The sequence below is a fragment of the Jannaschia sp. Os4 genome (assembly GCF_016820245.1).
GTDB lineage: Bacteria > Pseudomonadota > Alphaproteobacteria > Rhodobacterales > Rhodobacteraceae > Jannaschia.
The window spans coordinates 28,587-52,717 of the sequence record NZ_JAFCAR010000005.1; the positions used below are offsets into that span (position 1 = coordinate 28,587).

At 74.0% G+C, this 24,131-nt stretch carries 22 protein-coding genes, 1 tRNA gene and 1 pseudogene; 15 read left to right on the plus strand and 9 right to left on the minus strand.

The features are described 5' to 3' along the window. Positions 1 to 13 precede the first annotated feature (13 nt). On the plus strand, positions 14 to 952 hold the full coding sequence (gene hemC / locus JQC91_RS13815) for a hydroxymethylbilane synthase (protein WP_203288629.1): 939 nt from the start codon (positions 14 to 16) through the stop codon (positions 950 to 952). Between the two features lie 28 nt (positions 953 to 980). Here the strand turns inward: hemC and JQC91_RS13820 are convergent, their stop codons facing one another. After that, the gene (locus tag JQC91_RS13820; protein ID WP_203287670.1) at positions 981 to 2,963 is read right to left on the minus strand and encodes a sulfotransferase; all 1,983 of its coding nucleotides are present in this window, start codon (positions 2,961 to 2,963) and stop codon (positions 981 to 983) included. Positions 2,964 to 3,115: 152 nt separating this feature from the next. On the opposite strand from JQC91_RS13820, the gene JQC91_RS13825 reads away from it, so the two are divergent. Next, positions 3,116 to 3,820, plus strand: coding sequence for a Hint domain-containing protein (locus JQC91_RS13825; RefSeq protein WP_203287672.1), 705 nt, complete (start codon positions 3,116 to 3,118; stop codon positions 3,818 to 3,820). Here JQC91_RS13825 and JQC91_RS13830 read toward each other — a convergent pair. After that, the gene (locus tag JQC91_RS13830; RefSeq protein WP_203287674.1) at positions 3,817 to 4,317 is read right to left on the minus strand and encodes an Lrp/AsnC family transcriptional regulator; all 501 of its coding nucleotides are present in this window, start codon (positions 4,315 to 4,317) and stop codon (positions 3,817 to 3,819) included. The two genes, JQC91_RS13825 and JQC91_RS13830, sit on opposite strands and share 4 nt — an antisense overlap. Positions 4,318 to 4,463: 146 nt before the next feature. Between JQC91_RS13830 and JQC91_RS13835 the strand changes: the two are divergent. From JQC91_RS13835 to JQC91_RS13845, 3 genes and pseudogenes are all read left to right on the plus strand, one after another. After that, positions 4,464 to 5,675, plus strand: a pseudogene (locus JQC91_RS13835) (Hsp70 family protein). Positions 5,676 to 5,750: 75 nt separating this feature from the next. Next, complete coding sequence (trxB, locus tag JQC91_RS13840) at positions 5,751 to 6,767, plus strand: thioredoxin-disulfide reductase (protein WP_203287676.1); 1,017 nt, start codon at positions 5,751 to 5,753, stop codon at positions 6,765 to 6,767. A 200-nt stretch (positions 6,768 to 6,967) separates the two neighbouring features. Continuing rightward, positions 6,968 to 9,031: a bifunctional sulfate adenylyltransferase/adenylylsulfate kinase gene (locus JQC91_RS13845; protein WP_203287677.1), complete on the plus strand. Its 2,064-nt coding sequence runs from the start codon at positions 6,968 to 6,970 to the stop codon at positions 9,029 to 9,031. 208 nt (positions 9,032 to 9,239) lie between these two features. Here the strand turns inward: JQC91_RS13845 and kdsA are convergent, their stop codons facing one another. Genes kdsA through JQC91_RS13860 form a run of 3 tightly spaced genes read right to left on the minus strand, consistent with a single transcriptional unit; the run spans position 9,240 to position 11,859 of the window. Then, the gene (gene kdsA, locus JQC91_RS13850; protein WP_203287678.1) at positions 9,240 to 10,058 is read right to left on the minus strand and encodes a 3-deoxy-8-phosphooctulonate synthase; all 819 of its coding nucleotides are present in this window, start codon (positions 10,056 to 10,058) and stop codon (positions 9,240 to 9,242) included. Further along, positions 10,055 to 10,849: a 3-deoxy-manno-octulosonate cytidylyltransferase gene (gene kdsB, locus JQC91_RS13855; RefSeq protein WP_203287679.1), complete on the minus strand. Its 795-nt coding sequence runs from the start codon at positions 10,847 to 10,849 to the stop codon at positions 10,055 to 10,057. Before kdsB ends, kdsA begins: the two co-directional genes overlap by 4 nt. Continuing rightward, positions 10,849 to 11,859, minus strand: coding sequence for a KpsF/GutQ family sugar-phosphate isomerase (locus JQC91_RS13860; protein WP_238941566.1), 1,011 nt, complete (start codon positions 11,857 to 11,859; stop codon positions 10,849 to 10,851). Before JQC91_RS13860 ends, kdsB begins: the two co-directional genes overlap by 1 nt. 161 nt (positions 11,860 to 12,020) lie before the next feature. Here JQC91_RS13860 and JQC91_RS13865 point away from each other — a divergent pair, with 161 nt between their 5' ends. The 3 genes from JQC91_RS13865 to JQC91_RS13875 all read left to right on the plus strand — a co-directional run bounded on the left by JQC91_RS13865 (position 12,021) and on the right by JQC91_RS13875 (position 14,433). Further along, entirely contained in the window at positions 12,021 to 13,535 is a 1,515-nt protein-coding gene (locus JQC91_RS13865) for a mannose-1-phosphate guanylyltransferase/mannose-6-phosphate isomerase (protein ID WP_203287680.1), read from the plus strand. 167 nt (positions 13,536 to 13,702) lie between these two features. Further along, complete coding sequence (locus JQC91_RS13870; RefSeq protein ID WP_203287681.1) at positions 13,703 to 14,050, plus strand: response regulator; 348 nt, start codon at positions 13,703 to 13,705, stop codon at positions 14,048 to 14,050. Beyond that, complete coding sequence (locus JQC91_RS13875; protein WP_203287682.1) at positions 14,050 to 14,433, plus strand: STAS/SEC14 domain-containing protein; 384 nt, start codon at positions 14,050 to 14,052, stop codon at positions 14,431 to 14,433. Before JQC91_RS13870 ends, JQC91_RS13875 begins: the two co-directional genes overlap by 1 nt. 70 nt (positions 14,434 to 14,503) lie before the next feature. Here the strand turns inward: JQC91_RS13875 and JQC91_RS13880 are convergent, their stop codons facing one another. Both JQC91_RS13880 and JQC91_RS13885 read right to left on the minus strand, forming a co-directional pair. Continuing rightward, positions 14,504 to 14,734, minus strand: a complete 231-nt coding sequence (locus JQC91_RS13880) for a DUF1150 family protein (RefSeq protein ID WP_203287683.1) — start codon at positions 14,732 to 14,734, stop codon at positions 14,504 to 14,506. Between the two features lie 11 nt (positions 14,735 to 14,745). Beyond that, positions 14,746 to 15,171: an Hsp20 family protein gene (locus tag JQC91_RS13885; protein WP_203287684.1), complete on the minus strand. Its 426-nt coding sequence runs from the start codon at positions 15,169 to 15,171 to the stop codon at positions 14,746 to 14,748. A 166-nt stretch (positions 15,172 to 15,337) separates the two neighbouring features. Between JQC91_RS13885 and JQC91_RS13890 the strand changes: the two genes are divergently transcribed. The 3 genes from JQC91_RS13890 to JQC91_RS13900 are packed head-to-tail and all read left to right on the plus strand — an operon-like array spanning position 15,338 to position 17,069. Continuing rightward, complete coding sequence (locus tag JQC91_RS13890) at positions 15,338 to 15,556, plus strand: DUF465 domain-containing protein (RefSeq protein WP_203287685.1); 219 nt, start codon at positions 15,338 to 15,340, stop codon at positions 15,554 to 15,556. Next, the gene (gene purE / locus JQC91_RS13895) at positions 15,553 to 16,038 is read left to right on the plus strand and encodes a 5-(carboxyamino)imidazole ribonucleotide mutase (RefSeq protein WP_203287686.1); all 486 of its coding nucleotides are present in this window, start codon (positions 15,553 to 15,555) and stop codon (positions 16,036 to 16,038) included. Before JQC91_RS13890 ends, purE begins: the two co-directional genes overlap by 4 nt. Beyond that, positions 16,035 to 17,069, plus strand: a complete 1,035-nt coding sequence (locus JQC91_RS13900) for a 5-(carboxyamino)imidazole ribonucleotide synthase (protein ID WP_343069980.1) — start codon at positions 16,035 to 16,037, stop codon at positions 17,067 to 17,069. The genes purE and JQC91_RS13900 overlap by 4 nt, the downstream gene beginning before the upstream one ends. 28 nt (positions 17,070 to 17,097) lie before the next feature. Here the strand turns inward: JQC91_RS13900 and JQC91_RS13905 are convergent, their stop codons facing one another. Beyond that, positions 17,098 to 17,997 carry a LysM domain-containing protein gene (locus tag JQC91_RS13905; RefSeq protein ID WP_203287688.1) on the minus strand — a complete coding sequence of 300 codons (900 nt, stop codon included), beginning with the start codon at positions 17,995 to 17,997 and terminating at the stop codon, positions 17,098 to 17,100. 184 nt (positions 17,998 to 18,181) lie between these two features. Between JQC91_RS13905 and JQC91_RS13910 the strand changes: the two genes are divergently transcribed. From JQC91_RS13910 to JQC91_RS13925, 4 genes are all read left to right on the plus strand, one after another. Then, positions 18,182 to 18,252 (plus strand) — tRNA-Gly (locus tag JQC91_RS13910). Between the two features lie 11 nt (positions 18,253 to 18,263). Further along, the gene (locus JQC91_RS13915) at positions 18,264 to 18,695 is read left to right on the plus strand and encodes a GNAT family N-acetyltransferase (protein ID WP_203287690.1); all 432 of its coding nucleotides are present in this window, start codon (positions 18,264 to 18,266) and stop codon (positions 18,693 to 18,695) included. Between the two features lie 65 nt (positions 18,696 to 18,760). Further along, positions 18,761 to 20,548 carry an ABC transporter transmembrane domain-containing protein gene (locus JQC91_RS13920; RefSeq protein WP_203287692.1) on the plus strand — a complete coding sequence of 596 codons (1,788 nt, stop codon included), beginning with the start codon at positions 18,761 to 18,763 and terminating at the stop codon, positions 20,546 to 20,548. 136 nt (positions 20,549 to 20,684) lie between these two features. Continuing rightward, positions 20,685 to 22,583 (plus strand): acyl-CoA synthetase, encoded by a 1,899-nt coding sequence (locus JQC91_RS13925; RefSeq protein ID WP_203287694.1) that lies wholly within the window; start codon positions 20,685 to 20,687, stop codon positions 22,581 to 22,583. A gap of 33 nt (positions 22,584 to 22,616) precedes the next feature. Here JQC91_RS13925 and bchE read toward each other — a convergent pair whose 3' ends face one another. Further along, positions 22,617 to 24,131 (minus strand): magnesium-protoporphyrin IX monomethyl ester anaerobic oxidative cyclase, encoded by a 1,515-nt coding sequence (gene bchE / locus JQC91_RS13930; RefSeq protein ID WP_203287696.1) that lies wholly within the window; start codon positions 24,129 to 24,131, stop codon positions 22,617 to 22,619.

Genomic DNA, 24,131 nt, shown 5'->3' on the forward strand with positions numbered 1-24,131 from the left:
ACCCGCAATGCAGATGCCCACCCCCGACGCGCCGCTGCGCATCGGCACCCGCGGCTCGCCGCTCGCCTTGGCCCAAGCCCACGAGACCCGCGACCGGCTCATGGCGGCGCATGGGCTGGAGGGGGCGTGCTTCGAGGTGGTGGTCATCTCCACGGCGGGCGACCGCATCCTCGACCGCCCCCTCAAGGAGGTGGGCGGCAAGGGCCTCTTCACCCGCGAGATCGAGGAGCGCCTAATCGACGGGGCAATTGACCTCGCCGTGCACTCGACCAAGGACATGCCCACGCTCCAGCCCGAGGGGCTGGTCCTCGACACGTTCCTCCCGCGCGAGGACGTGCGCGACGCCTTCGTCACCCTCACCGGCGGGACGCTGGCCGACCTGCCCGAGGGGGCGACCGTCGGCTCCTCCTCTCTGCGCCGCCGCGCGCAGATGGCCCTGCGCCGTCCCGACCTCGAGCTCGTGGAGTTCCGCGGCAACGTGCAGACGCGCATGGGCAAGCTGCGCGACGGGGTCGCCCACGCCACCTTCCTCGCCATGGCGGGCCTGTCCCGGCTTGGGATGTCCGACGTGCCCCGCACGCCCGTGGACCCGTCCGACATGCTCCCCGCCGTGGGGCAGGGCGCCATCGGCATCGAGCGCCGCGCGGACGACGCCCGCGTCCGCGACCTCCTCGCGCCGATCCACCACCGCGACACCGCCACCCGCCTCGCCTGCGAGCGGACCTTCCTCGAGGTGCTCGACGGCTCCTGCGAGACGCCGATCGCGGGCCTCGCCGAGTTGACCGGCGACGGCACGCTGCGCTTCCGGGGCGAGATCCTGCGCCCCGATGGCTCCGACGTGCTGGAGGACGGCGGCGAGGGCGCGCCCGAGGACGCCGCCGAGATCGGCCGCGCCGCCGCGCAGCGCCTGCTCGACCGCGCGCCGGAGGGGTTCTTCGACTGGCGGACCTGACGGTCCGTCCGCGCGCGGCGGACGCGCGCTAGTCGGCCCCCGCGACCCCCAGCCGCGCCATCTCGTCCAGCATCTCCGTCAGGTGCGCCGCGTGGCGGCGCCATCCGCCCTTGGACGTCGCGTAGAGCGGCCTGCGGACCTGGTCGAAGGACAGCGTCTGCACCCGCCCCGCCGCCTCGTGGAAGCGCAGCACCGCCGGATCCCAGTCCAGCCCGCAGGCGTCGAGAAGCGCCCGCGACACCCCCTCGGGGTCGGCCAGCAGCTCCTCGTAGGACAGCTCGTGGAACGCCCCCTCCGGCAGCGCGCCGCGCCAGTGGTCCACCGCGTCCCGGAACAGCTTCGCGTGATGGGCGATGCCGGCCTGCGTCGCGGCGTAGCGGTGCGTCCCGTCCGGGAACGCGTTGCGCCACATCGACAGCCCCACGTCCCGCGGGTCGCGGTGCACGACCACGATCCGCGCGCGGGGCAGCACCTTCAGGATCGCCCCGATCGACGCGAAGGAGTGGATCGACTTGTCCGTGACCCGCCCCGCGCCGGGACGCAGCGCCTCGACGCGCCGGGCGTAGCGCGCGGCGGCGGCGTCCAGCGCGCCCTCCGGCAGCACCCCGTGGTCCAAGGCGGTCTCGACCGGCTGCAGGGCGGGGCCGAGGACCGCCAGTTCGCCCCCCGCGCGCACCCCCGGATGGGCGGACAGGATCGCCTCCACCAGCGTCGTCCCCGAGCGCGGCAGCCCGGTCACGAGGATCGGGTCGAAGGCCGAGCCCGAGGCCACGTCGACCGCCGCCCACCGGTCGACGATCCGCTCGAACGCGGTCCGGTCGGCGGCGGGGTCGTAGGGATGCGCGGCCGCCTGCGCCGCCTTCGCCGCCGCGAGGTGGGCGAAGGCGCGCGCGGGGTCGGTCCGCTCCAAGGCCCGCGCCAGCGCGAAGTCGCGGGGCGGGGACGGGGGCAGGGCCTCCATCGCGGCCACGTCCGCCGCGGTGGCATGGCCACCCTGCGCCAAGGCGTGCCACGCGGGCGCATGGCCCGGTTCGTCCTCGAGCACCGCGCGCAGCCGGGCCTCCGCGTCCGCCTCCGCGCCCGCCGTGCGCATGGCCTGCGCCGCCGTCACCCGCGCGCCGGGATCGGTCGCCCCGGCCAGCAGCGCCGCCGCCGCCTCGTCCCGTCCCAGCCGGATCAGCGCCCGCGCCTCCGCCGCGCCGCCGTCCCCGACCGCCCGCGCGTGATTAAGCGCCGCCGGATCGCCCAGCGCCAGCGCCGCCCGCACGGCGAGCCGCCGGGCGCGCGCCTCGCGGGGGGCGAGGCGGACGGCCCGATCCGCTTGGGCGAGCGCCTCTTCCGATCGCCCTGCCGCGAGCGCCAGATCCCCGCGCAGGAGCCGTGCCGCGACCGAGAGCGGGGCCACCGCCACCGCCATCCGCGCCTCGCGCAGCGCGTGGGGGTGGCCCGCCGCCCGCAGCGCCTCGGCGAAGGCGAGCCGCAGGTCCAGCGCGAACGGCTCGGCCTTCACGCCCGCCGCCAAGGCCTCCGCCGCGCCCCGCCGGTCGCCCCGCGCGGCCCGCGCGCGGCCCAGCAGCAGCGCGGGCACACCGCCGGGGCGCCCCGCGAGGGCGGCCTCGACGTCGGACGGCGCGGCCTTGGCCAGCCGGGCCCGGTCCTTCGGGGACAGCCCGCCCCGCGCGGCGCTCCCCCGCCCGGTCGCGAGATCGGCCACCACCTGCGCGGCGGCGGCGGGCAGGGCGTCCTTGGCCTTGCGGGGCAGGCCCCCGGCGCGTCCCGCGAGGGCGAGGAGCGGGGCCGCCTCGGCCCAGAGCGCGGGCGCGGCGCCGTCGAGAAGCGGCTCGGCCAGCGCCGCCGCGCCCGCCGCGTCGCCCGTCTCGGCCAGCGCCCGCGCCCGCAGCAGCGTGGCCGGGGCGGAGGGCGCGGCCCGGTCCAGCCATTCGAGCGCGGCGTCGGGCGCCCCGTCGGCGAGGGCGGCGGCGGCGCGCTGGAAGGGGGTGGGATCGGCCATGTCCCCGCGCGGGTAGCACGGGGCGGGGGCCCGTTCCACGGGACAGGCGACGTGCGCGTCAACCGACTGTTTCCCGCCCCGGCGTTGCCTTGCGCCCCCATCCTCGGGCACACCGGGCGCAGCGGTGGGGGCCGCAAACGGACCGTTCGTGCATGACAGTGCATCCGCGCCACCTCGCTCCGGGCCTGCCGGAGCGGACACGCCCCTACGACGTCGCATGGGTCGACGGCGCCCAACCCACGTGGGAGGTCCGGGACCTGCCCGCGCTCCCCGCCTTGGAGGCGGCGGTCTCGATCCTCGGGCGCGGCGCGCATGTGGACGTCCCCGGCGGCACCCGCGCGATCGAGGACCTCGCGCCTGGCGATCTCGTGGAGGGCTTGGACGGCCCCGTGCCGCTGGACTGGATCGGCACCTGCGACTTCGAGCCGGACGACGACCGGCCCGCGCTCTTCCGCATCGAGTCCCACGCCTTCGGGGCCGGGCGCCCGGCCGCGCCGACCCTGCTCGGCGGCGGCGCGCACGTGCTGGTCGAGGGCGAGGCGACCCGCGCCATGATCGGCGCGCCCCGCGCCTTCGCGCCCGTCGAGGCCGGCGAGGACGGCATGGCCGTCACGCGCCTCCAGCCCGCGGGCGTGGTCACCCTCTACGGGCTGGCCTGCGCGGGCACGGAGGCGGTGCGCGTCGGCGGGCTCGCGGTGGCGACGTGGCATCCGGCCCGCGCCGCAGCGTCGCGGCTGTCGTCCAGCGGCCTCTCGGACCTCGCCCGGCTCTGCCCGCCCGTGGCGCGGGAGGGGTTCGGCCCCGCCCGCATCCCGCAGATGACGCTGACGGAGGCGCGCGAGGTGCTGCTCGCCTAGGGCGTCACCGCCAGCCGCGCCTCCAGCACGTCGAAGGGCACCCCCGGCTCGTCCTTGGCGCCGCGGATCACGAGCGAGGTCTTCACCCCCGCCACGTTCTCCGCCGTCAGCAGCTCGCCGGTCAGGAAGGACTGGAAGGTCGACAGGTCCGGCGCCACGCATTTCAGCAGGAAGTCGATCTCCCCGTTGAGCATGTGGCACTCCCGGACGAGCGGCCAGTCGCGGCACCGCGCCTCGAAGGCGCTGAGGTCGCTCTCGTGCTGGCGCTCCAAGGACACCATCGCGAAGACCTGCACCTCGAAGCCCAGCGCGCGGGCGTCCACCTCGGCGTGGTAGGCGCGGATGTAGCCCGCCTCCTCCAGCGCGCGGACCCGCCGCAGGCAGGGCGGCGCGGAGATGCCGACGCGGCGCGCGAGCTCGACGTTGGTCATGCGCCCGTCGGCCTGCAGTTCGGCGAGGATCTTGCGGTCGATGGCGTCGAGTCGGGCGAGGGGCATGAGCGATCCGTTCCGGTTCGCGTTCCGTGTCCCATCCAAAGCGGTTCCGCGCAAGATTGTTTCTCACATGCGCAACGATCCGTCGCGGGGCTTGACCGGAACGCGGGCGCGGGGCACCCGGCGCGCCCCGCCGCAGGACCTCGCCCATGCCCACGCTCGCCCTCGACTACGGCACGTCCAACACCGCCGCCGCGTGGTAGGACGGCGGCGTGCGCCGCCTGTCGCTGGAGGCGGGCGACACGCTGCCCACCGCCGTGTTCTTCCCGCCCAAGGGCGCGATGCGGATCGGCGCGGCAGCGGGCGCGGCGCTCGTGGCGGGCGAGGAGGGGCGCTACATGCGCGCGCTCAAGTCGGTGCTGGGCCAGCCGCTCCTGCACGAGGCCCGGCTGATCGGCGGTCGACGGCGCAGCTTGGCCGAGGTCACGGCGGCGTTCCTCGCCGAGGCCAAGGCGCGGGCCGAGCGCGCGGCGGGGGTGCGGTTCGACGCGGTGCTGTCGGGCCGCCCGGTGCGGTTCCACCCCGACCCGGAGGCGGACGCGCGCGCCGAGCGGGACCTGCGGGACGCCTATGCCGCCGCAGGGTTCGAGGCGGTGGACTTCCTTCCGGAGCCGGAGGCGGCGGCCCGCGCGGCGGGCGACCCGGAGGTGCCGGGCCTCGGGCTCGTGGTCGACATCGGCGGCGGCACGTCGGACTTCACGGCGTTCCGCGCCGGGCGGGGCGTCGCGGTCCTCGCCTCCCACGGCCTGCGGCTCGGCGGGACCGACTTCGACCACGCGCTCTCGATGGCCCGCGCGATGCCGCATCTCGGCCTCGGCGGGCGGCTGCGGCGCGAGATGGGGGCGGGCTCGCTGCCCGTGCCGCGCGCGCCCTACGTCGATCTCAGCACGTGGGCGCGCATCCCGTTCCTCTACGGCCCCGACGCGCGGCGGATGGCGGCGGGGATGGCCAAGCTGGCGGAGGATCCAGCGGCGATGGGCCGGCTCGCCACGGTCCTGGAGGACGAGACGGGGCACGACGTGGCCTTCGCGGTGGAGCGCGGGAAGATCGAGGCCAACGACCGGGGTGCGGGGCGGATCGACCTGTCGGTGGTGGAGCGGGGGCTGTCGGCGGATCTGGACCGGGCGGGGATGGACGCGATCCTCTCGGACGCGCGCGAGGCGCTGGCGGACGCGGCGGACGAGACGCTCGCGCGGGCGGGGGTCGCGCCGGGGGCGGTGGACCGGGTGGTGCTGGTGGGCGGGTCGTCGCGGATGGGCTTCGTGGCCGAGGCGATGCGGGCGGCGATGCCGAACGCGGCGATGCGCCGGGCGGAGGCGTTCACGGCGGTCGTCGACGGTCTGGCCATCGCGTCACGCTGAGGCGCGGGCGTCCGCCGGGGGGTTTCGGGCCGTGCGATTCGGTCCCATATCGAGCCTCCCACCACGGAGGTCGACATGTCCGAGACGCGCCATTCGAAGGTCCTGATCATCGGCTCCGGCCCGGCGGGCTACACGGCCGCCGTCTACGCGTCGCGCGCCATGCTGGAGCCGGTGCTGATCCAAGGAATTCAGCCGGGCGGGCAGCTTACGATCACGACGGACGTCGAGAACTGGCCCGGCGACACCGCCGTGATGGGCCCCGAGCTGATGCAGCGGATGGAGGCGCACGCCAAGGCGATGGGCACGGAGATCGTGTCGGACCACATCGCCTCGCTCGACCTCTCGGCGCGTCCGTTCAAGGCGGTGGGCGACGGCGGCACGGTCTACACCTGCGACGCGCTGATCCTCGCGACGGGGGCGCAGGCGAAGTGGCTGGGGCTGCCGAGCGAGGAGCACTTCAAGGGCTTCGGCGTGTCGGCCTGCGCGACCTGCGACGGATTCTTCTATAGGGGCAAGGAGGTCGCGGTCGTGGGCGGGGGCAACACGGCGGTGGAGGAGGCGCTGTTCCTGACGAACTTCGCGAGCAAGGTGACGCTGATCCACCGGCGGGATTCGCTCAGGGCCGAGAAGATCCTGCAGGACCGGCTGTTCAAGCATCCGAAGGTCGAGGTGATCTGGGACCACGAGGTGGAGGAGGTCACGGGGTCCGAGAAGCCGCGGGGCGTCGAGGGGCTGGTGCTGAAGTCGACCAAGGACGGCAGCACGCGGACCTTGGCCTGCGACGGGTTCTTCGTGGCGATCGGGCACGCGCCGGCGTCGGAATTGGTCAAGGATATCCTAGAGTTGCACGACGGCGGCTACGTGGTGACGAAGCCCGACTCGACCGAGACCTCCATCCCCGGCGTCTTCGCGGCGGGCGACCTGACGGACCACGTCTACCGCCAAGCCGTCACCTCGGCTGGCATGGGCTGCATGGCCGCGCTGGAGGCGGAACGCTTCCTCGCCAGCCAAGGGCAGGACGCGGAGCTGGAGATGGACCAGTCGGAGGGGCCCATCGGGGGCTGGGGCGCGCCGGTCGACGCCGCCGAGTAGGGCGTGACTCCGCCACGGCCGCGGCGGGCGGCTGTTACGGTGTAACGGGAACCGCGCCCGACGCCCGTTACAAGGTAACGAAACCGACCATCGGCCTTTGCGCGCGCAGAAACACTGTTCTGCAGTGAACGCACTTGCGCGCCGGCCCGCGGCGCGGCAGATGCGTTCACGATTGAACGCATCCGAGCCGCCCCGACCCCATGCCGACCCCCGCCCTCTCCGCCGACGCCGCCGCGCGGTTCCAGCTGCTCCGCCAGCTGGACCGCGCGCCCGAGGCGTCGCAGCGCGCGACGGCGGCGGCGGTGGGCGTGTCGCTGGGGCGGCTCAACACGATGCTGCGCGCGGCGACCGAGGCCGGGTGGGTGCGGGTCGATCCGCGCGCGTCCGAGACGGACCGCCGGGCGCGCTTCTCCTACGCGCTGACGCCGAAGGGGGCCGCCGAGAAGCGGCGGCTGGCGGATGCGTTCCTTGCCGCGAAGCTCGCGGAATACGACGCCCTCCACGCCGAACTGACCGGAACGACCTCCGGCCTCGCCATGAATGGATCCCGACCGATGCAGGACAACCTGAGCCCGATCCCCGAACTATACGTCAGCCACGAGAGCGCGCAGAAGCTGAAGCGCGAGGCGGCGGAGCTGGTCTCGTGGGACCTGACGCCGCGCCAGATCTGCGATCTGGAGTTGCTGATGAACGGCGGGTTCAACCCGCTGAAGGGCTTCCTCGACCAAGCCGACTACGAGGGCGTGGTCGAGAACATGCGCCTCGCGGACGGGACGCTCTGGCCGATGCCGATCACGCTGGACGTGTCGGAAAAGTTCGCCGAGGGGATCGAGGCGGGGCAGGACATCGCCCTGCGCGACCAGGAGGGGGTGATCCTCGCCACACTGTCGGTGTCGTCGATCTACCGGCCCGACAAGGCGCACGAGGCCGAGAAGGTGTTCGGGGCCGACGACCTCGCCCATCCGGCGGTGAACTACCTGCACAACGTGGCGGGGCCGGTCAACCTGGGCGGGGCGATCACGGGCATCCAGCAGCCGGTCCACTACGACTTCCGGGCGCGCCGGGACACGCCCAACGAGCTGCGCGCCTACTTCCGCAAGCTGGGCTGGCGGCGCGTCGTCGCGTTCCAGACGCGCAACCCGCTGCACCGCGCGCACCAGGAGCTGACCTTCCGCGCCGCGCGCGAGGCGCAGGCCAACCTGCTGATCCATCCGGTCGTGGGCATGACCAAGCCGGGCGACGTGGACCACTTCACGCGCGTGCGCTGCTACGAGGCGGTGCTGGACAAGTATCCGCAGGCCACCACGACCATGTCGCTGCTCAACCTCGCCATGCGGATGGCGGGCCCGCGCGAGGCGGTGTGGCACGGGATCATCCGCCGCAACCACGGCTGCACCCACATGATCGTGGGTCGCGACCATGCGGGGCCGGGCAAGAACAGCGCGGGCGAGGACTTCTACGGCCCCTACGACGCGCAGGACCTGTTCCGCGAGCACGAGTCCGAGATCGGCGTCGAGATGGTCGACTTCAAGCACATGGTCTACGTGCAGGAGCGCGCGCAGTACGAGCCCGCCGACGAGATCGAGGACCGCGACGACGTCACGATCTTGAACATCTCCGGAACGGAGCTGCGCCGCCGCCTGCGCGAGGGGCTGGAGATCCCCGAGTGGTTCTCCTTCCCGGAGGTCGTAAAGGAGCTGCGCCGCACCTCGCCGCCGCGCGCGCAGCAGGGCTTCACGGTGTTCTTCACGGGGCTGTCGGGGTCGGGCAAGTCGACCATCGCGAACGCGATCATGGTCAAGCTGATGGAGATGGGCGGGCGTCCCGTCACGCTGCTGGACGGGGACATCGTGCGCAAGCACCTGTCGAGCGAGCTGACCTTCTCGAAGGAGCACCGGGACATCAACATCCGGCGCATCGGCTACGTCGCCTCCGAGATCACCAAGAACGGCGGCATCGCCATCTGCGCGCCCATCGCGCCCTACACCGCCACGCGGCGCGCGGCGCGCGAGATGATCGAGGCCTACGGCGCCTTCGTGGAGGTCCATGTCGCCACCTCGCTGGAGGAGTGCGAGCGGCGCGACCGCAAGGGGCTCTACGCGCTGGCGCGGGCCGGCAAGATCCCGGAGTTCACGGGCATCTCCGATCCCTACGAGGCGCCGACGCAGGCGGAACTGGTGGTCGACACCGAGGGGGCCGAGGTCGACAACTGCGCGCAGCAGGTGCTGCTGAAGCTGGAGTCGATGGGGCTGATCTCGGGCTAGCCGCGTAGCGGCTGGCTCGACTTGGAGCGGTTGGTCGATGCACGACCTAGGTTTTCTTTTGGTCCGCCGCGCGTCCGCGCGGTGGATCGAAAGACAACCCACGACCGACGGCGCAGCTTCGGGGTACGGACCGGGGCTCCGCCCCGGACCCCGGAGTATTTGCGGAACATCGAAGGGGGCGGGCCGTGGCGGTCCGCCCTTTCGCCGTTCAGGACTTGGCGAGGTCGTCGAAGGCCTTGAGGCGGGCGATCACGGCCGGCATCTCGTCGAGCGGGATCATGTTGGGGCCGTCCGAGGGGGCCCGGTCGGGATCCTCGTGCGCCTCCATGAAGATGGCCGCCACGCCCACGGCGAGGGCCGCGCGGGCGAGGACGGGCGCGTATTCGCGCTGGCCGCCGGAGGACGTGCCTTGGCCGCCGGGCTGCTGGACGGAGTGGGTGGCGTCGAACACCACCGGGTAGCCGGTCCGGGCCATGCGGGGCAGGGCGCGCATGTCGGACACCAGCGTGTTGTAGCCGAAGGAGGTGCCGCGCTCGCAGAGCAGGATGCGCGCGTTGCCCGTCGACGCGATCTTGGCGGCGACGTTGTCCATGTCCCACGGGGCGAGGAACTGGCCCTTCTTGACGTTGATGGCCGCGCCGGTCGAGCCCGCCGCGAGCAGGAGGTCGGTCTGGCGGGAGAGGAAGGCGGGAATCTGGAGGACGTCGACGGCCTCGGCCGCCGGGGCGCAGTGGTCGGGGAGGTGGACGTCCGTCAGGGTGGGGACGCCGTAGTCGGCGCCGATGTCCTGCAGGATGCGGAGCCCCTCCTCCATGCCGATGCCGCGCTGGGCCGCGCCCGAGGAGCGGTTCGCCTTGTCGTAGGACGACTTGTAGATCAGCGGGACGCCGAGCCCCTCGCAGATCTCCTTGAGGCGGGCGGCGGTGGCGCGGGCGTGGTCGCGCGACTCGATCTGGCAGGGGCCGGCGATGAGGGCGAAGGGCCGGTCCTGCGCGATCTCGACGTCGCGGATGGTGACGGTGGTCATCGGTTCAGGACCTCCTCGATGCGGGCCACGTCGGCGGGGTTGTTGAGCTCCCAGAACACGCGGCCCGCGCCGTCCACCTCGACGCAGCGGATGGTGCGGCCGTGCTCGAGGAAGCGGAGCTGCTCGAGCCCCTCGTGGGCCTCCAGCGCGCCGGGGGGCAGGGCGGCGTAGGCGGCGAGCGCGGCGGGGGTGTAGGCGTAGAGGCCGACGTGATGGAATACGTCCCTCCACCCGTCCGCCGCGATGGCGGCGTCCGAGAGGTAGGGGACGACCTCCTTGGAGAAGTAGAGGGCGCGGTAGTCGGCGCCGAACACCGCCGTGGTACCGCCGACGCGGCCCGCCGCGCGGTCCTCGCGGAAGTGGCGGTAGGTGGTGGCGTCGCAGCGCAGCACAGGGGTGGCGACGTCGGCCTCGCCGTCGCGCATGGCGTCCACGAGGGCGGTGACGAAGCCGGGGGGCGTCAGCGGGGCGTCGCCTTGGAGGTTGACGACGAGGTCGACGTCCATGGCCGCCGCCGCCTCGGCGCAGCGCTCGGTGCCGTTGGCCGCGTCGGGGGAGGTCATGGCGACGGCGGCGCCGAAGCCCCTCGCGTGCTCGGCGATGCCGTCGTGGTCGGTGGCGACGGCGACGGTGACCTCGTCGTCCGGCAGGCGGGCGGCGGCCTGCCGCGCGGCCTCCCATGCGCGGCGGATCAGGGACTTGGCGCCGTCGGGGCCGCGCAGCTCGACCAGCGGCTTGCCGGGGTAGCGGGTGGAGGCGTGGCGGGCGGGGATCAGGATGGCGACGCGCATCACACGACCCCCGCGCGGAGGCAGTCGAGGATGCGGATGAGGCCCACGGGGCGCCCCGCCTCGGCAACGATCAGCACGGTGATCTTGCGCTCCTGCATCAGCCGCACGGCGTCGGCGGCGAGGGTGTCGGGGGTCACGGTGACGGGGTCGCGGGTGGCGACCTCGCCGGCGGTGCGGTCGAGCAGGCCGTCGATGCGGCGGCGCAGGTCGCCGTCGGTTATGACCCCAGCGAGGGTGCCGTCGGGGGCGGCGACGATGGCGATGCCGAAGCCCTTGGCCGAGACCTCGACGATGGTGTCGCCCATGGGCGCGTCCTCGCCGACGACGGGGGACTCGGCGGCGGGGATCATCAGGTCGCCCACCCGCTTGAGCCGGGCGCCGAGCTTGCCGCCGGGGTGGAACGTGCCGAAGTCCTCGGGGCGCATGCCGCGCCGCTCCATCACCGCGACGGCGAGGGCGTCGCCGAGGGCGAGGGTCATGGTCGTCGACGTGGTGGGCGCCATGCCGATGGGGCAGGCCTCCGGCGCGTCGGGGAGCAGCAGGAGGTGGGTCGCCGCGCGCGCCAAGGTGCTGTCGGGGCGGCGGCAGATCGCGACGATGGGCACGTCGAAGCGGCGGCAATGGGCGATCAGGTCGCCCAGCTCCGTGGTCTCGCCGGAATTGGAGATCAGCACGCAGACGTCGCGCGATGTCACCATGCCGAGGTCGCCGTGGGACGCCTCGCCGGGGTGGACGAACTGCGCGGGCGTGCCGGTGGAGGCCAAGGTGGCGGCGATCTTGCGGCCGACATGGCCGGACTTGCCCATGCCCGAGACGATGGCGCGGCCCCCGGCCTCGACGCCGAGCAGCAGGTCGACCGCGTCCGCGAAGGCAGGCGGGATCCGGTCCGCGAGGGCGAGCACGGCCTCCCCCTCGGTCCGCAGGACGCGGGCGGCGGCGGCCTCGGCCATCCGGGCGTCCGACGGGGGGCCGGACGGCATCTCGGACGGGGACGGGGCGGGTCGGGCCATCGGGCACCTCCGTGGGAGCGGTGGCGCGCGGGTAGCAGGCGGGCCGGAGCGTGGGAAGGGCGCGGTCGCGCCGGCCCCGCGGCGGACGGCCCCCGGCGTTCACACCCCGTTAACCACTTTGGGGCGAACGTGACGGGTCCGAGTCGCCCCGGAGCCGTCCGATGCCCCCTGCCGCCCCGCCTGCCGCCCGCCCCTCCGCCCCGCGTCCGCCGGTCGCCCGGCCCTCCGCCGTCCGCGCGGATCTCGGGCGGATCGTGCCCGTGATCCTCGCCGGGGGGGCGGGGACGCGGCTCTGGCCCGCGTCGCGCGCGGCGCGGCCCAAGCCGGTCGCGGCGCCGATGGGCGAGGGGCCGACCCTGCTGCAGCGGACCGCGTCGCGGCTGGCTGCGGCGGGGCTGGCCGCGCCGGTGGTGGTCGCCCCCGAGGCGGTGCGCTTCGTGGTGGCGGGGCAGCTGGCCGCCGCCGGTCACGCGCCGCGCGCCCTGCTGGTGGAGCCCGACCCGCGGGGCACGGCGGCGGCGGCGCTGGCGGGGACGCTGCGCGCCGTGGCGGACGACCCGGAGGCGGTGGTGCTGATCGCGCCGTCGGACCATGCGGTGCGCGACCCGGACGCCTTCGCGGCGGCGCTCGCGGCGGCGCTGCCCTCGGCGGAGGCGGGCGAGGTGGTGTGCTTCGGCGTCCGCCCCGACCGGGCGGAGACGGGATACGGCTACCTCGCGCTGCGCCGGGGCGCGACGGAGGGGGTGGCCGCCGCGCTGGCGGGGTTCGTGGAGAAGCCCGGCGCGGCGGACGCGGCGCGCATGGCGGCGGACGGGCGCCACCTGTGGAACGCGGGGCTGTTCCTCGCCTCGGGGCGGGCGCTGGCCGACGCCTTCGCGCGGCACGCGCCGGACCTGCGGGCGGGCGTGGGCGCGGCGGTGGGCGGGGCGCGCGCCGAGCAGGGGTTCGAGCGGCTGCCGGACGGGACGTGGCGCGCGCTGCGCGACCCGTCGATCGACGTCGCGGTGATGGAGCCGCTGGCAGCCGCGGGCGGCGTGTCGGCGGTGCCGCTCGACGCCGGCTGGAGCGACCTGGGCGACTGGGACGCCGTCTGGCGGACGGAGCGCCACGACGCCGACGGGGTCGCCATGGTGGGCGACGCGCTGGCGGTCGATTGCCGCGACACGCTGCTGCGCGCCGAGGGGACCGGGCAGCGGATCGTGGCGCTGGGCCTGCGGGACGCGGTGGTGGTGACGACGCCGGACGCGGTGCTCGTGGCGGACCGGTCCCGCGCGCAGGAGGTCCGCGGCGTGGTCGAGGCGCTGCGGGCGGAGGGCGCGGCGGAGGCCGACGCCTTCCCGCGCGACGAGCGGCCGTGGGGCCATTTCGAGCGGGTCGCCGCCGGCCCCCGCTTCCAGGTGAAGCGGATCGTGGTCGCGCCGGGGGCGGTGCTGTCGCTGCAGTCGCACCATCACCGCGCGGAGCACTGGATCGTGGTGCAGGGCACCGGGCGCGTCACGGTGGGGGACGCGGTGCGGCTGGTGTCGGAGGGGGAGTCCGCCCACGTGCCGCTGGGCGCGGTGCACCGCTTGGAGAACCCGGGCCGCGTCGAGCTGGTCCTGATCGAGGTGCAGACCGGGGCCTATCTGGGCGAGGACGACATCGTCCGCCACGCGGACGTTTACGCAAGGGACTAGGGCGGTTTTTCAATCCGCGAAAGGAACCGCCCGCCGGAGGGGGGGGTTCCTCCGGTGTAGCCCCGCCGACGACCGGAGGACGGGGCGCCGAAGCGGCGCTGCCCTATGGCGGCCCCTTCCGATCCCGGACCGGCGATGGTGCGTCAATGGCGCGTGCGGAGAAACCGATGCTCGACGACGTCAACGTCATGTTGGTGGAGGACGAGGTCCTGATCGCGATGGACCTGACCGACCACCTCGAGGAGATGGGGGCCACCGTCGTGGGGCCCTACGTCACCCTCGACGACGCGTTGGCGGCCGAGGGGTCGGCGGACGTCGCGGTGCTGGACGTGGACCTCCACGGGCAGCAGGTGTTCCCCTTGGCGGACGCGCTGCTGAAGCGGGGCGTGCCCTTCGTGTTCCACACGGGACGCGGCGACGTGGGCGAGTTGCGCGACCGCTACGGCGACGTGCCTGTGGTGCCGAAGCCCTGCCTGCCCGACGAGCTGGCCAAGACGATCACCGCGGTGGTGTGATGCTGCGCGCGGGTGCGATCCGCGAGGTCGGGACCGACCGGGCGGACCTCTTCGCGTTCCGCATCGACGGCGAGGTGTCGCGCGACGACATGGCCGCGATGGGCGAGCGGATGCTGGCCGTGTTCGAGGCCGCCCCGGGTCCGGTGGACATGCTCCTGATCTTCGACCGCTACGAGGGGTCCGAGACCTTCGCGGGCCTGTCGTGGCCCGCCGTGCGATCGCGCGTCGAGTCGCTGGGCCACGTGCGGCGCTACGTGGTGGCGGGGGCGCCGGACGGCGCGGCCCGGATGGTCGAGGCGATGGGCGCGCTGATCCCGGTCGAGGCGGACGCCGTGGCGGACGAGGCGGCGGCGTGGGCGCTGCTGGGCGCGCGGCCCGTCTGAGCGGGTGCGCCGGTCCCCGATGATCGCCCTGACGGATGGATGCGGCGCGCCGGAGGGGCGCGCCGTCGTCTCAGTGCACGCTGACCGGGTCGAGGTCGTTCTGCCGCGCGAGGTTGAAGGCGAGGCTGCGGTCGCCCACGAGGGCCACCTGCTCGCCGTCGGCGCGGTGCAGCGCGTAGAGTTCGTCGAGGCCGCCTTCGCGAGCCTCGGCCTTGATGCGCTCGGGCAGGGTGTCGATCTCGACCTTGCGGACGTAGACCAACGAGCCGCCGACGCGCTCGATATCCTGATGATACGCCATGTGCGTCTCCTTCAGCCTTCGTCCCTTGATCCGGTCTCGATGCGGATCGTTCGGACAACGTTCTCGGGGACGGATCGTTGCAGGTCGACGTGAAGGAGGCCGTTCTCGAGGGACGCGCCCCCCACCTCCACCCCGTCGCCGAGGACGAAGGCGCGCTGGAACTGGCGCGCCGCGATGCCCCGGTGCAGGAAGGTGCGGCCCTCGGGCTCGGCCTGGCGTCCGCGCACCATCAGCTGGCGGTCCTCCAGCGTGATCGAGAGGTCGGATTCGGCGAAGCCCGCCACCGCGAGGGTGATGCGGAACCCCTCCGAGCCGGTCTGCTCGATGTTGTAGGGCGGATACCCGTCGGAGGCGCGCGCGGTGCGCTCCACGAGGCGTTCGAGATCCTCGAAGCCCAGGAGGAACGGGTGCGTCCCGAAGGTCGGCTTGGTCGTCATGGCTCGGGTCCTGCTGTAGCGATCCGATGTGGTCCCGGCCCGTGCATCGGCACCGGGGTCGCCCATCGATGTGGGGGTGCGGGGCATACGCCGCAAGATGGCGGGGTTTGCGGGGGGCGGCGGGGGGTGTAGGAGCGGGGCGCAGTCGCCGGGAGTCGCCCCTCGCATGAAGCCGCCCGCCGAGATGGACACCGAGGAGGTGCTGCGGGCCAAGCTGGGCCTGCTGCGGCAGGAGCACCGCGACCTCGACGACGCCATCGCCGCCTTGGAGGAGGCCCCGCGCCCCGACCAGTTGGCGGTGCGGCGGCTGAAGAAGCGCAAGCTGGCGCTGAAGGACGAGATCGCGCGCGTGGAGGATCGCTTGACCCCGGACATCATCGCATGAGCGCCGCCGACGACCCCGTCGTGGGCATCGTGATGGGATCGACCTCGGACTGGCCCACGATGAAGGCGGCCGCCGAGGTGCTGGACGAGCTGGGCGTGGCCCACGAGGCGCGGATCGTCTCGGCGCACCGGACGCCGGACCGACTGTGGTCCTATGGGACCGAGGCGGCCGGGCGGGGCATCCGCGTGATCGTGGCGGGCGCGGGCGGGGCGGCCCACCTGCCGGGGATGCTGGCCTCGAAGACGGTGCTGCCCGTGGTCGGCGTGCCGGTGCGGACGGAGGCGCTGGGGGGCGTCGATAGCCTGCATTCGATCGTGCAGATGCCGCGCGGCTATCCGGTGGCGACGATGGCCATCGGCGGCGCGGCGAACGCGGGGCTGATGGCGGCGCAGATCCTCGCGTTGTCCGATCCCGGGCTGGCGGAGCGGCTGGCGCGGTGGCGGGCGGACCTGTCGGCCTCGATCCCGGAGGCGCCGGAGTGAGGCTGGGCATCCTCGGCGGCGGGCAGTTGGGCCGGATGCTGTCGCTGGCGGCGGCGCGGCTAGGGATCGACTGCCACGTCTACGAGCCGGCGGACGCGCCCGCCGCGCGGGTGAGCGCGGACTGGACGCGGGCCAGATGGGACGACGCGGACGCGCTGGCCGCCTTCGGGGCGTCGGTCGACGTCGTGACCTACGAGTGGGAGAACGTGCCGCTCGCCGCGCTCGACGCGCTGGGCGATGTGCCGGTGCGGCCGGGGCGGCGGGCCTTGGAGGTCGCGCAGGACCGGTTGCCGGAGAAGGACTTCCTGTCGGGGCTGGGCCTGCGGACGGCGCCCTATGCAGACGTACCGGACCGGGCCGCGCTGGACGCGGCGCTGGCGGAGATCGGGGCGCCCGCGATCCTGAAGACGCGGCGCATGGGATACGACGGCAAGGGGCAGGCGCGGATCATGTCCCCCGGCGATGCCGACGCCGCATGGGAGGCGATGGCGGGCGCGCCGGCGATCCTGGAGGGGTTCGTGGACTTCTCGGCGGAGGTGTCGGTGATCGCGGCGCGGTCGGTGGACGGGGCGGTCTCCGCCTACGACCCCGGCGCGAACGTGCACGAGGGCGGCATCCTCCGGACGACGACGGTGCCCGCCGACCTGCCCGCGCGGCTGCGGACGGACGCGGCGCTGCTCGCGGGGCAGGTGCTCAACGCGCTGGACTACGTGGGCGTGGTGGGGGTGGAGCTGTTCGTCACGCCGGGGGGCCTCGTGGTCAACGAGATCGCGCCACGGGTCCACAACTCGGGGCACTGGACGCAGCTCGGCTGCGCGGTGGACCAGTTCGAGCAGCACGTGCGCGCGGTCTGCGGCCTGCCCTTGGGCGACGGGGCGCGGCACGCGGACGTGGAGATGGAGAACCTGATCGGCGACGACATGGACCGCATCGAGGCGATCCGGGCCGAGGCGGGCGCGCAGGTCCACCTCTACGGCAAGGCCGAGGTCAGGCCCGGCCGCAAGATGGGCCACGTCAACCGGCTGCGCTGACCCGCTCGCCCGCGCCCTGCCGCGCGGGCTACTGGCCGAGGGCGCGGCGCAGGGCGCGGCGCTGGCGCGGGTCGGCGAGGTTGAGGCCCCCGATGGTGCCGGACCGCTGGCCCGCGCGGATCGCCGCGAGGGCGGCGGCCGCTTGCGCGCGGCTCAGGCGGATGACGGGCTGGGACCGCTGGCGCTGGGGCTGCGGGCGGGCGCGCTGCGGCGCGGCCTGGCGGGTGGCGGCCGGGCGCGACCGCACGACCGAGGGGCGCGGCGGGGTGCCGAGGTTGGTGGTGATCGGGAAGGGCGGCACCTGCGCGGCGAGGGCGGGGTCGTAGGGGTTCACGGGCGCGCCGATGCCGCTGGGCGCGACGGCGGCCACGACCGGGCCGGGGGCGGCGGGCGCGGCGGGCGTGCCTGGCGCGTCGGGCACCGCGTCGAGGATCGCGTCGGGCAGCGGCGTCGCGCCCACGACGGTGGGGGCCGTGGGCCGCAGGTCGTCGCCCGCCGCCGTGTCGGTCACCGCCCCGAGGCCCACCTCGGCGGGCAGGGGCGTGGTCTGGATCGCGCCCGTGGCGCTGGACGGGGCGGCCGCGAGGGTCGGCGCGGGCGTGCCGCCGAGGGCCGGGTCCGGCTCGTCCGGGGCGAGCTCGATCCACGACAGGAACGGCCCCGCGCCGTCCGGGTCGGGCGGGCGGTTGCCCGGCAGGCCGGGCAGCACCGCATTGGGGTCGATGGTCAGCGCTTGGCCCACCGCCATCCGATAGGGGTCCACGAGCGGGTTGGCAGCTTGGATGCTCTCGGTCGTGACGCCGCAGCGGGCGGCGATCTTGTTCATGGTGTCGCCCGGCGCGACCACCACGGACGGGCCGCAGATGCTGGCGGCGGCGGGCACCCCCCAGAGGCAGGCGAGGGTCAGGGCGGGCAGCGAGCGGAACATCTTGATCTCCCGGGGGACGGGGTGTGACGAAATCGACTGGACCATGGCGCAGGGTGCGGGGAATGGCGACCGGAGGCACCGTGTCATCGGATGACCGGCGCGGAGTTGCCACAGTGGAGCACGGAGCGGGGTCGCCCGGCCCCTTGCCAAGCAGCCCGGCGGGACGTTACGGGAGCGATGCCGGGCGGGTATAGCTTAATGGTAAAGCCCCTGCCTTCCAAGCAGGTTATGTCGGTTCGATTCCGTCTACCCGCTCCGCCCGCCGCATGCCCGAACCCTGTCGCATCACCACGCTCCGTCCCGCGGATCCGGCATTGGATCCGCTGATCGAGGCCTCCGTCGCGGAGGGCTATCGCTTCCTCGCGCGGATGCGGACGGGGGGCACGGGGTTCGACGCGCCGGGCGCGGTCCTGCTGGCCGCGTGGTCGGGTGCCGCGCTCGTCGGCTGTGGCGGCCTGAGCGTCGATCCCTATCTGGAGGACGCCCGCGTGGGGCGGATGCGGCACGTCTACGTCCTGACGGAGCATCGTCGCGCGGGCATCGGGACGGCGTTGGCGAAGGCCCTTCTGCGGCGGGCGCGTGGCCGCTTCGACGTGCTGCGCCTGCGGGCTGCCGACGCCCGCGCGGCGTCCTTCTGGGAGGGCCACGGCTTCGCCGCCCGCGCGGAGGAGGGCGCGACGCACCGGCGCGTGGGATGACGCCGCGCAACGCCGCGTTGCACGATCCCTCCGCCGGCTATACCTCCGGGGCCGGGGAGGACCGCATGGCCGACATCGCGCGCGAGCAGGACCGGGAGGGGTCCAAGGAGGTCGGCAACCTCACGCGGCTGATCCCGTTCTTCCGGCCCTACCTGCCGTGGGTGGTGGCGGCGCTGGCGGCGCTGGTGCTGACGGCCGTGGTCTCGCTGATCCTGCCCTTGGCCGTGCGGCGCGTGGTGGACGGGTTCGACACGGGCGCGGAGGCGCTGCTGGACGGCTACTTCGGCGCGGCCTTGGCCATCGCGGGCGCGCTCGCGATCGGGACGGGGCTGCGCTACTACCTCGTGACCCGGCTGGGCGAGCGGGTGGTGGCCGACATCCGCAAGGCGGCGTTCGCCCGGATGATCCGCATGAGCCCCGACTTCTTCGACGGCATCCTGACGGGCGAGGTGCTGTCGCGCATCACAACGGACACGACGCTGCTGCTGTCGGTGATCGGCTCGAGCGTGTCCGTCGCGCTGCGCAACGTGCTGATCCTGGCGGGCGGGATGGTGCTGATGATCTGGACCGCGCCCAAGCTGGCGGGGCTGGTGCTGCTGATCGTGCCGGCGGTGATCCTGCCCATCGTGATCCTCGGGCGCAGGCTGCGGAAGCTGAGCCGCGAGAACCAGGACTGGATCGCGGAATCGTCCGGGCGGGCCTCCGAGTGGCTGCTCTCGGCGCAGACGGTGCAGGCCTACACGTTCGAGGGCGAGGCGGCGAAGCGGTTCGACTCCGTCACGGAGGACAGCTTCCGCTCGGCCCAGACGCGGATCGGGGTGCGCGCGGTGATGACGGTGATCGTCATCGCGCTGGTGTTCGCGGGGATCGTCGGCGTGCTCTGGATCGGGGCGCGGGACGTGCGGGCCGAGGTAATGACCATCGGCGAGCTGATCCAGTTCCTGATCTACGCGATCATGGTGGCGGGCAGCGTCGGCGCCCTGTCGGAGATCTGGGGCGAGCTGCAGCGCGCGACGGGCGCGACCGAGCGGCTGATCGAGCTGCTGGAGGTGGAGGACGCGGTGCGCGACCCCGCCGCCGCGGCGCCGGTGCCCGCGCTGCGGGAGGGCGTGGCCTTCGAGGGGGTGACGTTCCGCTATCCGACGCGGCCCGAGACCAAGGCGCTGGACGACGTGACGCTGCGGGTGCGTCCCGGCGAGACCGTCGCGCTGGTCGGGCCGTCGGGGGCGGGCAAGTCGACGGTGATCCAGTTGCTGCAGCGGTTCTACGACCCGGACGCGGGGCGGATCGCCTTGGACGGGGTGGACCTGCGCGACATCCGCCGCGACGACTTCCGGCGGCTGATGGCGCTCGTGCCGCAGGATCCGGTGATCTTCGCCGCGTCCGCGCGGGACAACATCGCGTTCGGCAACCCCGACGCCACGGACGGCCAGATCGTGGCGGCGGCCAAGGCGGCGGCGGCGCACGATTTCCTGACGCGGCTGCCCGAGGGCTACGACACCTACGTGGGCGAGCGCGGCGTGATGCTCTCTGGCGGGCAGAAGCAGCGCATCGCCATCGCGCGCGCCATCCTGCGCGACGCGCCGATCCTGCTGCTGGACGAGGCGACGAGCGCGCTGGACGCGGAATCCGAGCGCGACGTGCAGCGGGCGGTCGAGCGGCTGGCCGAGGACCGCACGACGATCATCGTGGCGCACCGGCTGGCGACGGTGAAGGCGGCGGACCGGATCGTGGTGATGCAGGATGGGCGCATCGTGGCCGAGGGCACGCATGACGAGCTGGTGGCGCAGGGCGGGCTGTATGCGCGCCTCGCGCGGCTGCAGTTCACGGCGGGGCTGGAGGCGGCGGAGTAGGGCGCGGCGGCGGCGATGCCACCGGAACGCCACGTCCCCCGCGCCCGCCCCGGCTTGCGCCCGCACCCCGCGCGGCGCAAAACCCTTGTCCAAAGCGGGTTGGGAGGCCCGGCCGCGCCAAGGGGAGGACACGACCATGGCGACCTTCGCCAGCCGACAGGACATCATCGACATCGCCGCGAAGGAGCCGTGGCCGGACATCCAGCCCGCCGCCACGATCTACGAGCTGCTGACGCGCACCCGCGACGCGCACGGCCAGCGGCCGGCCCTGTCCTACCAGCTGTTCTCCGACCCCAAGGCGCCCGCCGAGACGCTCACGTGGGCGGAGCTGCACGCGCGGGTCACCCAGACGGCGAACCTGTTCCGCAGCCTCGGCGTCGGTCCCGACGACGTGGTGGCCTACGTGCTGCCCAACGCGACCGAGACGGCGGCGGTGCTCTTGGGCGGGGCGGTGGCGGGGATCGCGAACCCTATCAACCCGCTGCTGGAGCCCGAGCAGATCGGCGCCATCCTGCGGGAGACGAACGCCAAGGTCGTCGTGACCCTGCGCGCCTTCCCCAAGACGGACGTGGCGCAGAAGGTCGCGAAGGCGGTCGAGCTGGCGCCCAACGTGCGGACGGTGCTGGAGGTGGACCTCCACCGCTACCTGACGGGCGCGAAGAAGTTCATCGTGCCGCTGATCCGGCCCAAGGTGGACGTGCGGCACGACGCGAAGGTGCTGAACTTCACCAAGGAGGTGATCAAGCAGCCCACCTCGCTCGCCTTCGAGGACCACGGCGACCCGCAGCGTGTGGGCGCCTACTTCCACACCGGCGGCACCACGGGGATGCCCAAGGTCGCGCAGCACACCCACGAGGGGATGATCTACAACGGCTGGATCGGCCACCGCCTGCTGTTCTCCGAGCGGGACGTGGTGATCTGCCCGCTGCCGCTGTTCCACGTCTTCGCCTGCCACGTGATCCTGATGGCGATGGTGGCGTCGGGCGCGCACGTCGTCTTCCCGACGCCGCAGGGCTACCGGGGCGACGGCGTGTTCGACAACTTCTGGAAGCTCTGCGAGCGGTGGGGCGTGACCTTCATCATCACGGTGCCGACCGCGATGGCCGCGCTGATGCAGCGGCCCGTCGACGCGGACGTCTCGACGGTGAAGACCGCGTTCTCCGGTTCCTCGCCGCTGCCGCTGGAGCTGTTCAAGCGGTTCGAGCGGGACACGCAGGTCACGGTGGTCGAGGGCTACGGCCTGACCGAGGCGACCTGCCTCGTGTCGTGCAACCCGGTCGAGGGCGAGAAGAAGGTCGGCTCCGTGGGCATCCCCTTCATGCACACGGACGTGAAGATCCTGATGGGGACGGACGGCGACATCCGGGAGTGCGGCACGGACGAGACCGGCGAGATCTGCGTCTCCAACCCGGGCGTGAACGCGCCGCAGACCTACACGGAGGCCGAGAAGAACCGCGACCTCTACCACGTGGTCGACGGGCGCCACTACCTGCGGACCGGCGACCTCGGGCGGATGGACGAGGACGGCTACCTGTGGATCACGGGCCGGGCCAAGGACCTGATCATCCGGGGCGGCCACAACATCGACCCCGCGCTGATCGAGGAGGCGCTGGCGGGCCACGACGCGGTGGCGATGGCGGGCGCGATCGGCCAGCCCGACGCCTTCGCGGGCGAGCTGCCCTGCGCCTACGTGGAGCTGGTTGCGGGGGCCTCGGCCACGCCGGAGGAGCTGCTGGCGTGGTGCAAGGAGAAGGTGCCCGAGCGCGCCGCCGTGCCCAAGCACGTCGTGATCATGGACGAGCTGCCGAAGACGGCGGTGGGCAAGGTGTTCAAGCCCGACCTGCGCCGCGAGGCGATCAAGCGCGTCTACGACGCCGCGCTGTCGGAGGCGGGCGTGAGCGCCCACGTCGTCGAGGTGGTCGAGGACAAGAAGCGCGGGCTGGTGGCCAAGCTGGAGAAGACCGGCGAGGCCGAGGACCGCGACGTGGCCGCCGTGATGGGCAACTACACCCGCCCGTGGGAATGGGCCGCCTGATCCCGCGCGCGCCCCGGCCTGCGGGCCGGGGCGTCACTCGGCCGCGACGTGCCTGACCCGGACCGGGTCCATCGCCTGCTCGGGGAGCGGGTCCGCGCCGGCGACCTCGGCCACCGTCGCCGCGCCGCGGCGGGCGGGCACGCGCCAGAGCGCGTCGGCGAACTCCGACAGCCAGACCCGCCGCCCCATCCGCGCGTACCAGCGCATCGCGTGGCGCAGGCGCCGGTCGGGCTGGAGGTAGGTGCGCCAGAGCGACCGGGGCCGCAGCTGCAGCGCCGCCTCGATCAGCTTGACCCACAGGAACACGCGCCACGGCGGCACGGCCGGCACGTCCATCACCTGATGCTTGTAGTCCCAGCGGCGGAGGTCCGGCTGGACCACGCGCCGCCGCTTGGCCTCGGCGAAGAAGGGGGTCCAGCGGTGGGGGGTGGCGTGGACGGACATGACCTGGTCGGGGTCGTAGGCCAACAGGGTCCGCAGGAGGCGCCAGTAGTCGGCGTCCGTCTCCTCCTCGAAGCCCACCGCGAAGGTGGCCAGCCCGATCATGCCGTGGGCGCGCAGGAGGCGGATCGCCTCGCGGTCCTTGGAGCGGGTACCGCCCTTCCGCAGCGCGGTCAGCGTCGTCTCGTCCGTGCCTTCCAGGCCGAGAAGGAAGCGCGTCACGCCCGCGCGGCGGTAGAGCGGCAGGAGGTCCGAGTCGCGCACGATGTCGTCCGCGCGGGTGGAGCCGACGATCTGCACGTCGACGCCCTCGGCCACCATCGCCTCGAGGAAAGCCTTCCATGCCCTGCGCGAGGAGGTCGGGTTCTCGTCGGCGAGGTTGACCAGCTCGACCCCGTCCTCGCGGACGAGCCGCGCGATCTCGGCGGCGAAGCGGACGGGGTCGCGATGGCGCCAGCGGGTCCAGAAGCCGCGCTGGCCGCAATAGGTGCAGAGATGCGGGCAGCCGCGCGAGAACTGGAGGATCACGCTGCGCAGTCCGCCCCAGTAGGTGTGGCGCGCGACGTCGATCAGCTCCCACCCGATGCGGGCGGCGTCGAGATCCTCCAGCATCCGCGCGGGCGGGCCGGAGCGCGGCGTCCCGGCCGCCCGGCCCGCGACGCCGGGCAGCCCGATCGGATCCGTGCCGTCGCGCAGGGCGGCCATCAGCGACGGCGCCGTCGCCTCGCCCTCGCCCCGCACGATCCAGTCGATGCCGGGACAGGCCTCGAGCACCTCGCGCCAGTGGTAGGACGGATGCACGCCGCCGTAGACCTGCACCGCGCCGGGCAGCGCGGCGCGGAGGCGGCGGGACAGGTCCGCCACGGTCGGGTGCGCTGTGGACGAGCCGGAATGGCCCATCAGCACCGCGTCGGGGGCGTGGGCCGCGACGGCGGCGACGGTCGCGTCGGGGCACAGGTCGTCGAGGTCGGCGTTGACGAGGCGGCAGTCGAACCCCGCGTCGATCAGAGGCCCGCCGACGGCGAGCAGGCCGAGCGGCGGCAGCAGCTCGCCCGGCACCCGGCTGCCGATCGCCGTGTGCCGCGGGTTGAGGAGGACGACGCGCAC

Excerpts from the sequence above, each read along its gene's own strand:
- hemC (WP_203288629.1), top strand. The coding sequence starts at position 14 with ATGCCCACCCCCGACGCGCCGCTGCGCATCGGCACCCGCGGCTCGCCG.
- JQC91_RS13820 (WP_203287670.1), bottom strand. The coding sequence starts at position 2,963 with ATGGCCGATCCCACCCCCTTCCAGCGCGCCGCCGCCGCCCTCGCCGAC.
- JQC91_RS13825 (WP_203287672.1), top strand. The coding sequence starts at position 3,116 with ATGACAGTGCATCCGCGCCACCTCGCTCCGGGCCTGCCGGAGCGGACA.
- JQC91_RS13830 (WP_203287674.1), bottom strand. The coding sequence starts at position 4,317 with ATGCCCCTCGCCCGACTCGACGCCATCGACCGCAAGATCCTCGCCGAA.
- trxB (WP_203287676.1), top strand. The coding sequence starts at position 5,751 with ATGTCCGAGACGCGCCATTCGAAGGTCCTGATCATCGGCTCCGGCCCG.
- JQC91_RS13845 (WP_203287677.1), top strand. The coding sequence starts at position 6,968 with ATGCCGACCCCCGCCCTCTCCGCCGACGCCGCCGCGCGGTTCCAGCTG.
- kdsA (WP_203287678.1), bottom strand. The coding sequence starts at position 10,058 with ATGACCACCGTCACCATCCGCGACGTCGAGATCGCGCAGGACCGGCCC.
- kdsB (WP_203287679.1), bottom strand. The coding sequence starts at position 10,849 with ATGCGCGTCGCCATCCTGATCCCCGCCCGCCACGCCTCCACCCGCTAC.
- JQC91_RS13860 (WP_238941566.1), bottom strand. The coding sequence starts at position 11,859 with ATGGCCCGACCCGCCCCGTCCCCGTCCGAGATGCCGTCCGGCCCCCCG.
- JQC91_RS13865 (WP_203287680.1), top strand. The coding sequence starts at position 12,021 with ATGCCCCCTGCCGCCCCGCCTGCCGCCCGCCCCTCCGCCCCGCGTCCG.
- JQC91_RS13870 (WP_203287681.1), top strand. The coding sequence starts at position 13,703 with ATGCTCGACGACGTCAACGTCATGTTGGTGGAGGACGAGGTCCTGATC.
- JQC91_RS13875 (WP_203287682.1), top strand. The coding sequence starts at position 14,050 with ATGCTGCGCGCGGGTGCGATCCGCGAGGTCGGGACCGACCGGGCGGAC.
- JQC91_RS13880 (WP_203287683.1), bottom strand. The coding sequence starts at position 14,734 with ATGGCGTATCATCAGGATATCGAGCGCGTCGGCGGCTCGTTGGTCTAC.
- JQC91_RS13885 (WP_203287684.1), bottom strand. The coding sequence starts at position 15,171 with ATGACGACCAAGCCGACCTTCGGGACGCACCCGTTCCTCCTGGGCTTC.
- JQC91_RS13890 (WP_203287685.1), top strand. The coding sequence starts at position 15,338 with ATGAAGCCGCCCGCCGAGATGGACACCGAGGAGGTGCTGCGGGCCAAG.
- purE (WP_203287686.1), top strand. The coding sequence starts at position 15,553 with ATGAGCGCCGCCGACGACCCCGTCGTGGGCATCGTGATGGGATCGACC.
- JQC91_RS13905 (WP_203287688.1), bottom strand. The coding sequence starts at position 17,997 with ATGTTCCGCTCGCTGCCCGCCCTGACCCTCGCCTGCCTCTGGGGGGTG.
- JQC91_RS13915 (WP_203287690.1), top strand. The coding sequence starts at position 18,264 with ATGCCCGAACCCTGTCGCATCACCACGCTCCGTCCCGCGGATCCGGCA.
- JQC91_RS13920 (WP_203287692.1), top strand. The coding sequence starts at position 18,761 with ATGGCCGACATCGCGCGCGAGCAGGACCGGGAGGGGTCCAAGGAGGTC.
- JQC91_RS13925 (WP_203287694.1), top strand. The coding sequence starts at position 20,685 with ATGGCGACCTTCGCCAGCCGACAGGACATCATCGACATCGCCGCGAAG.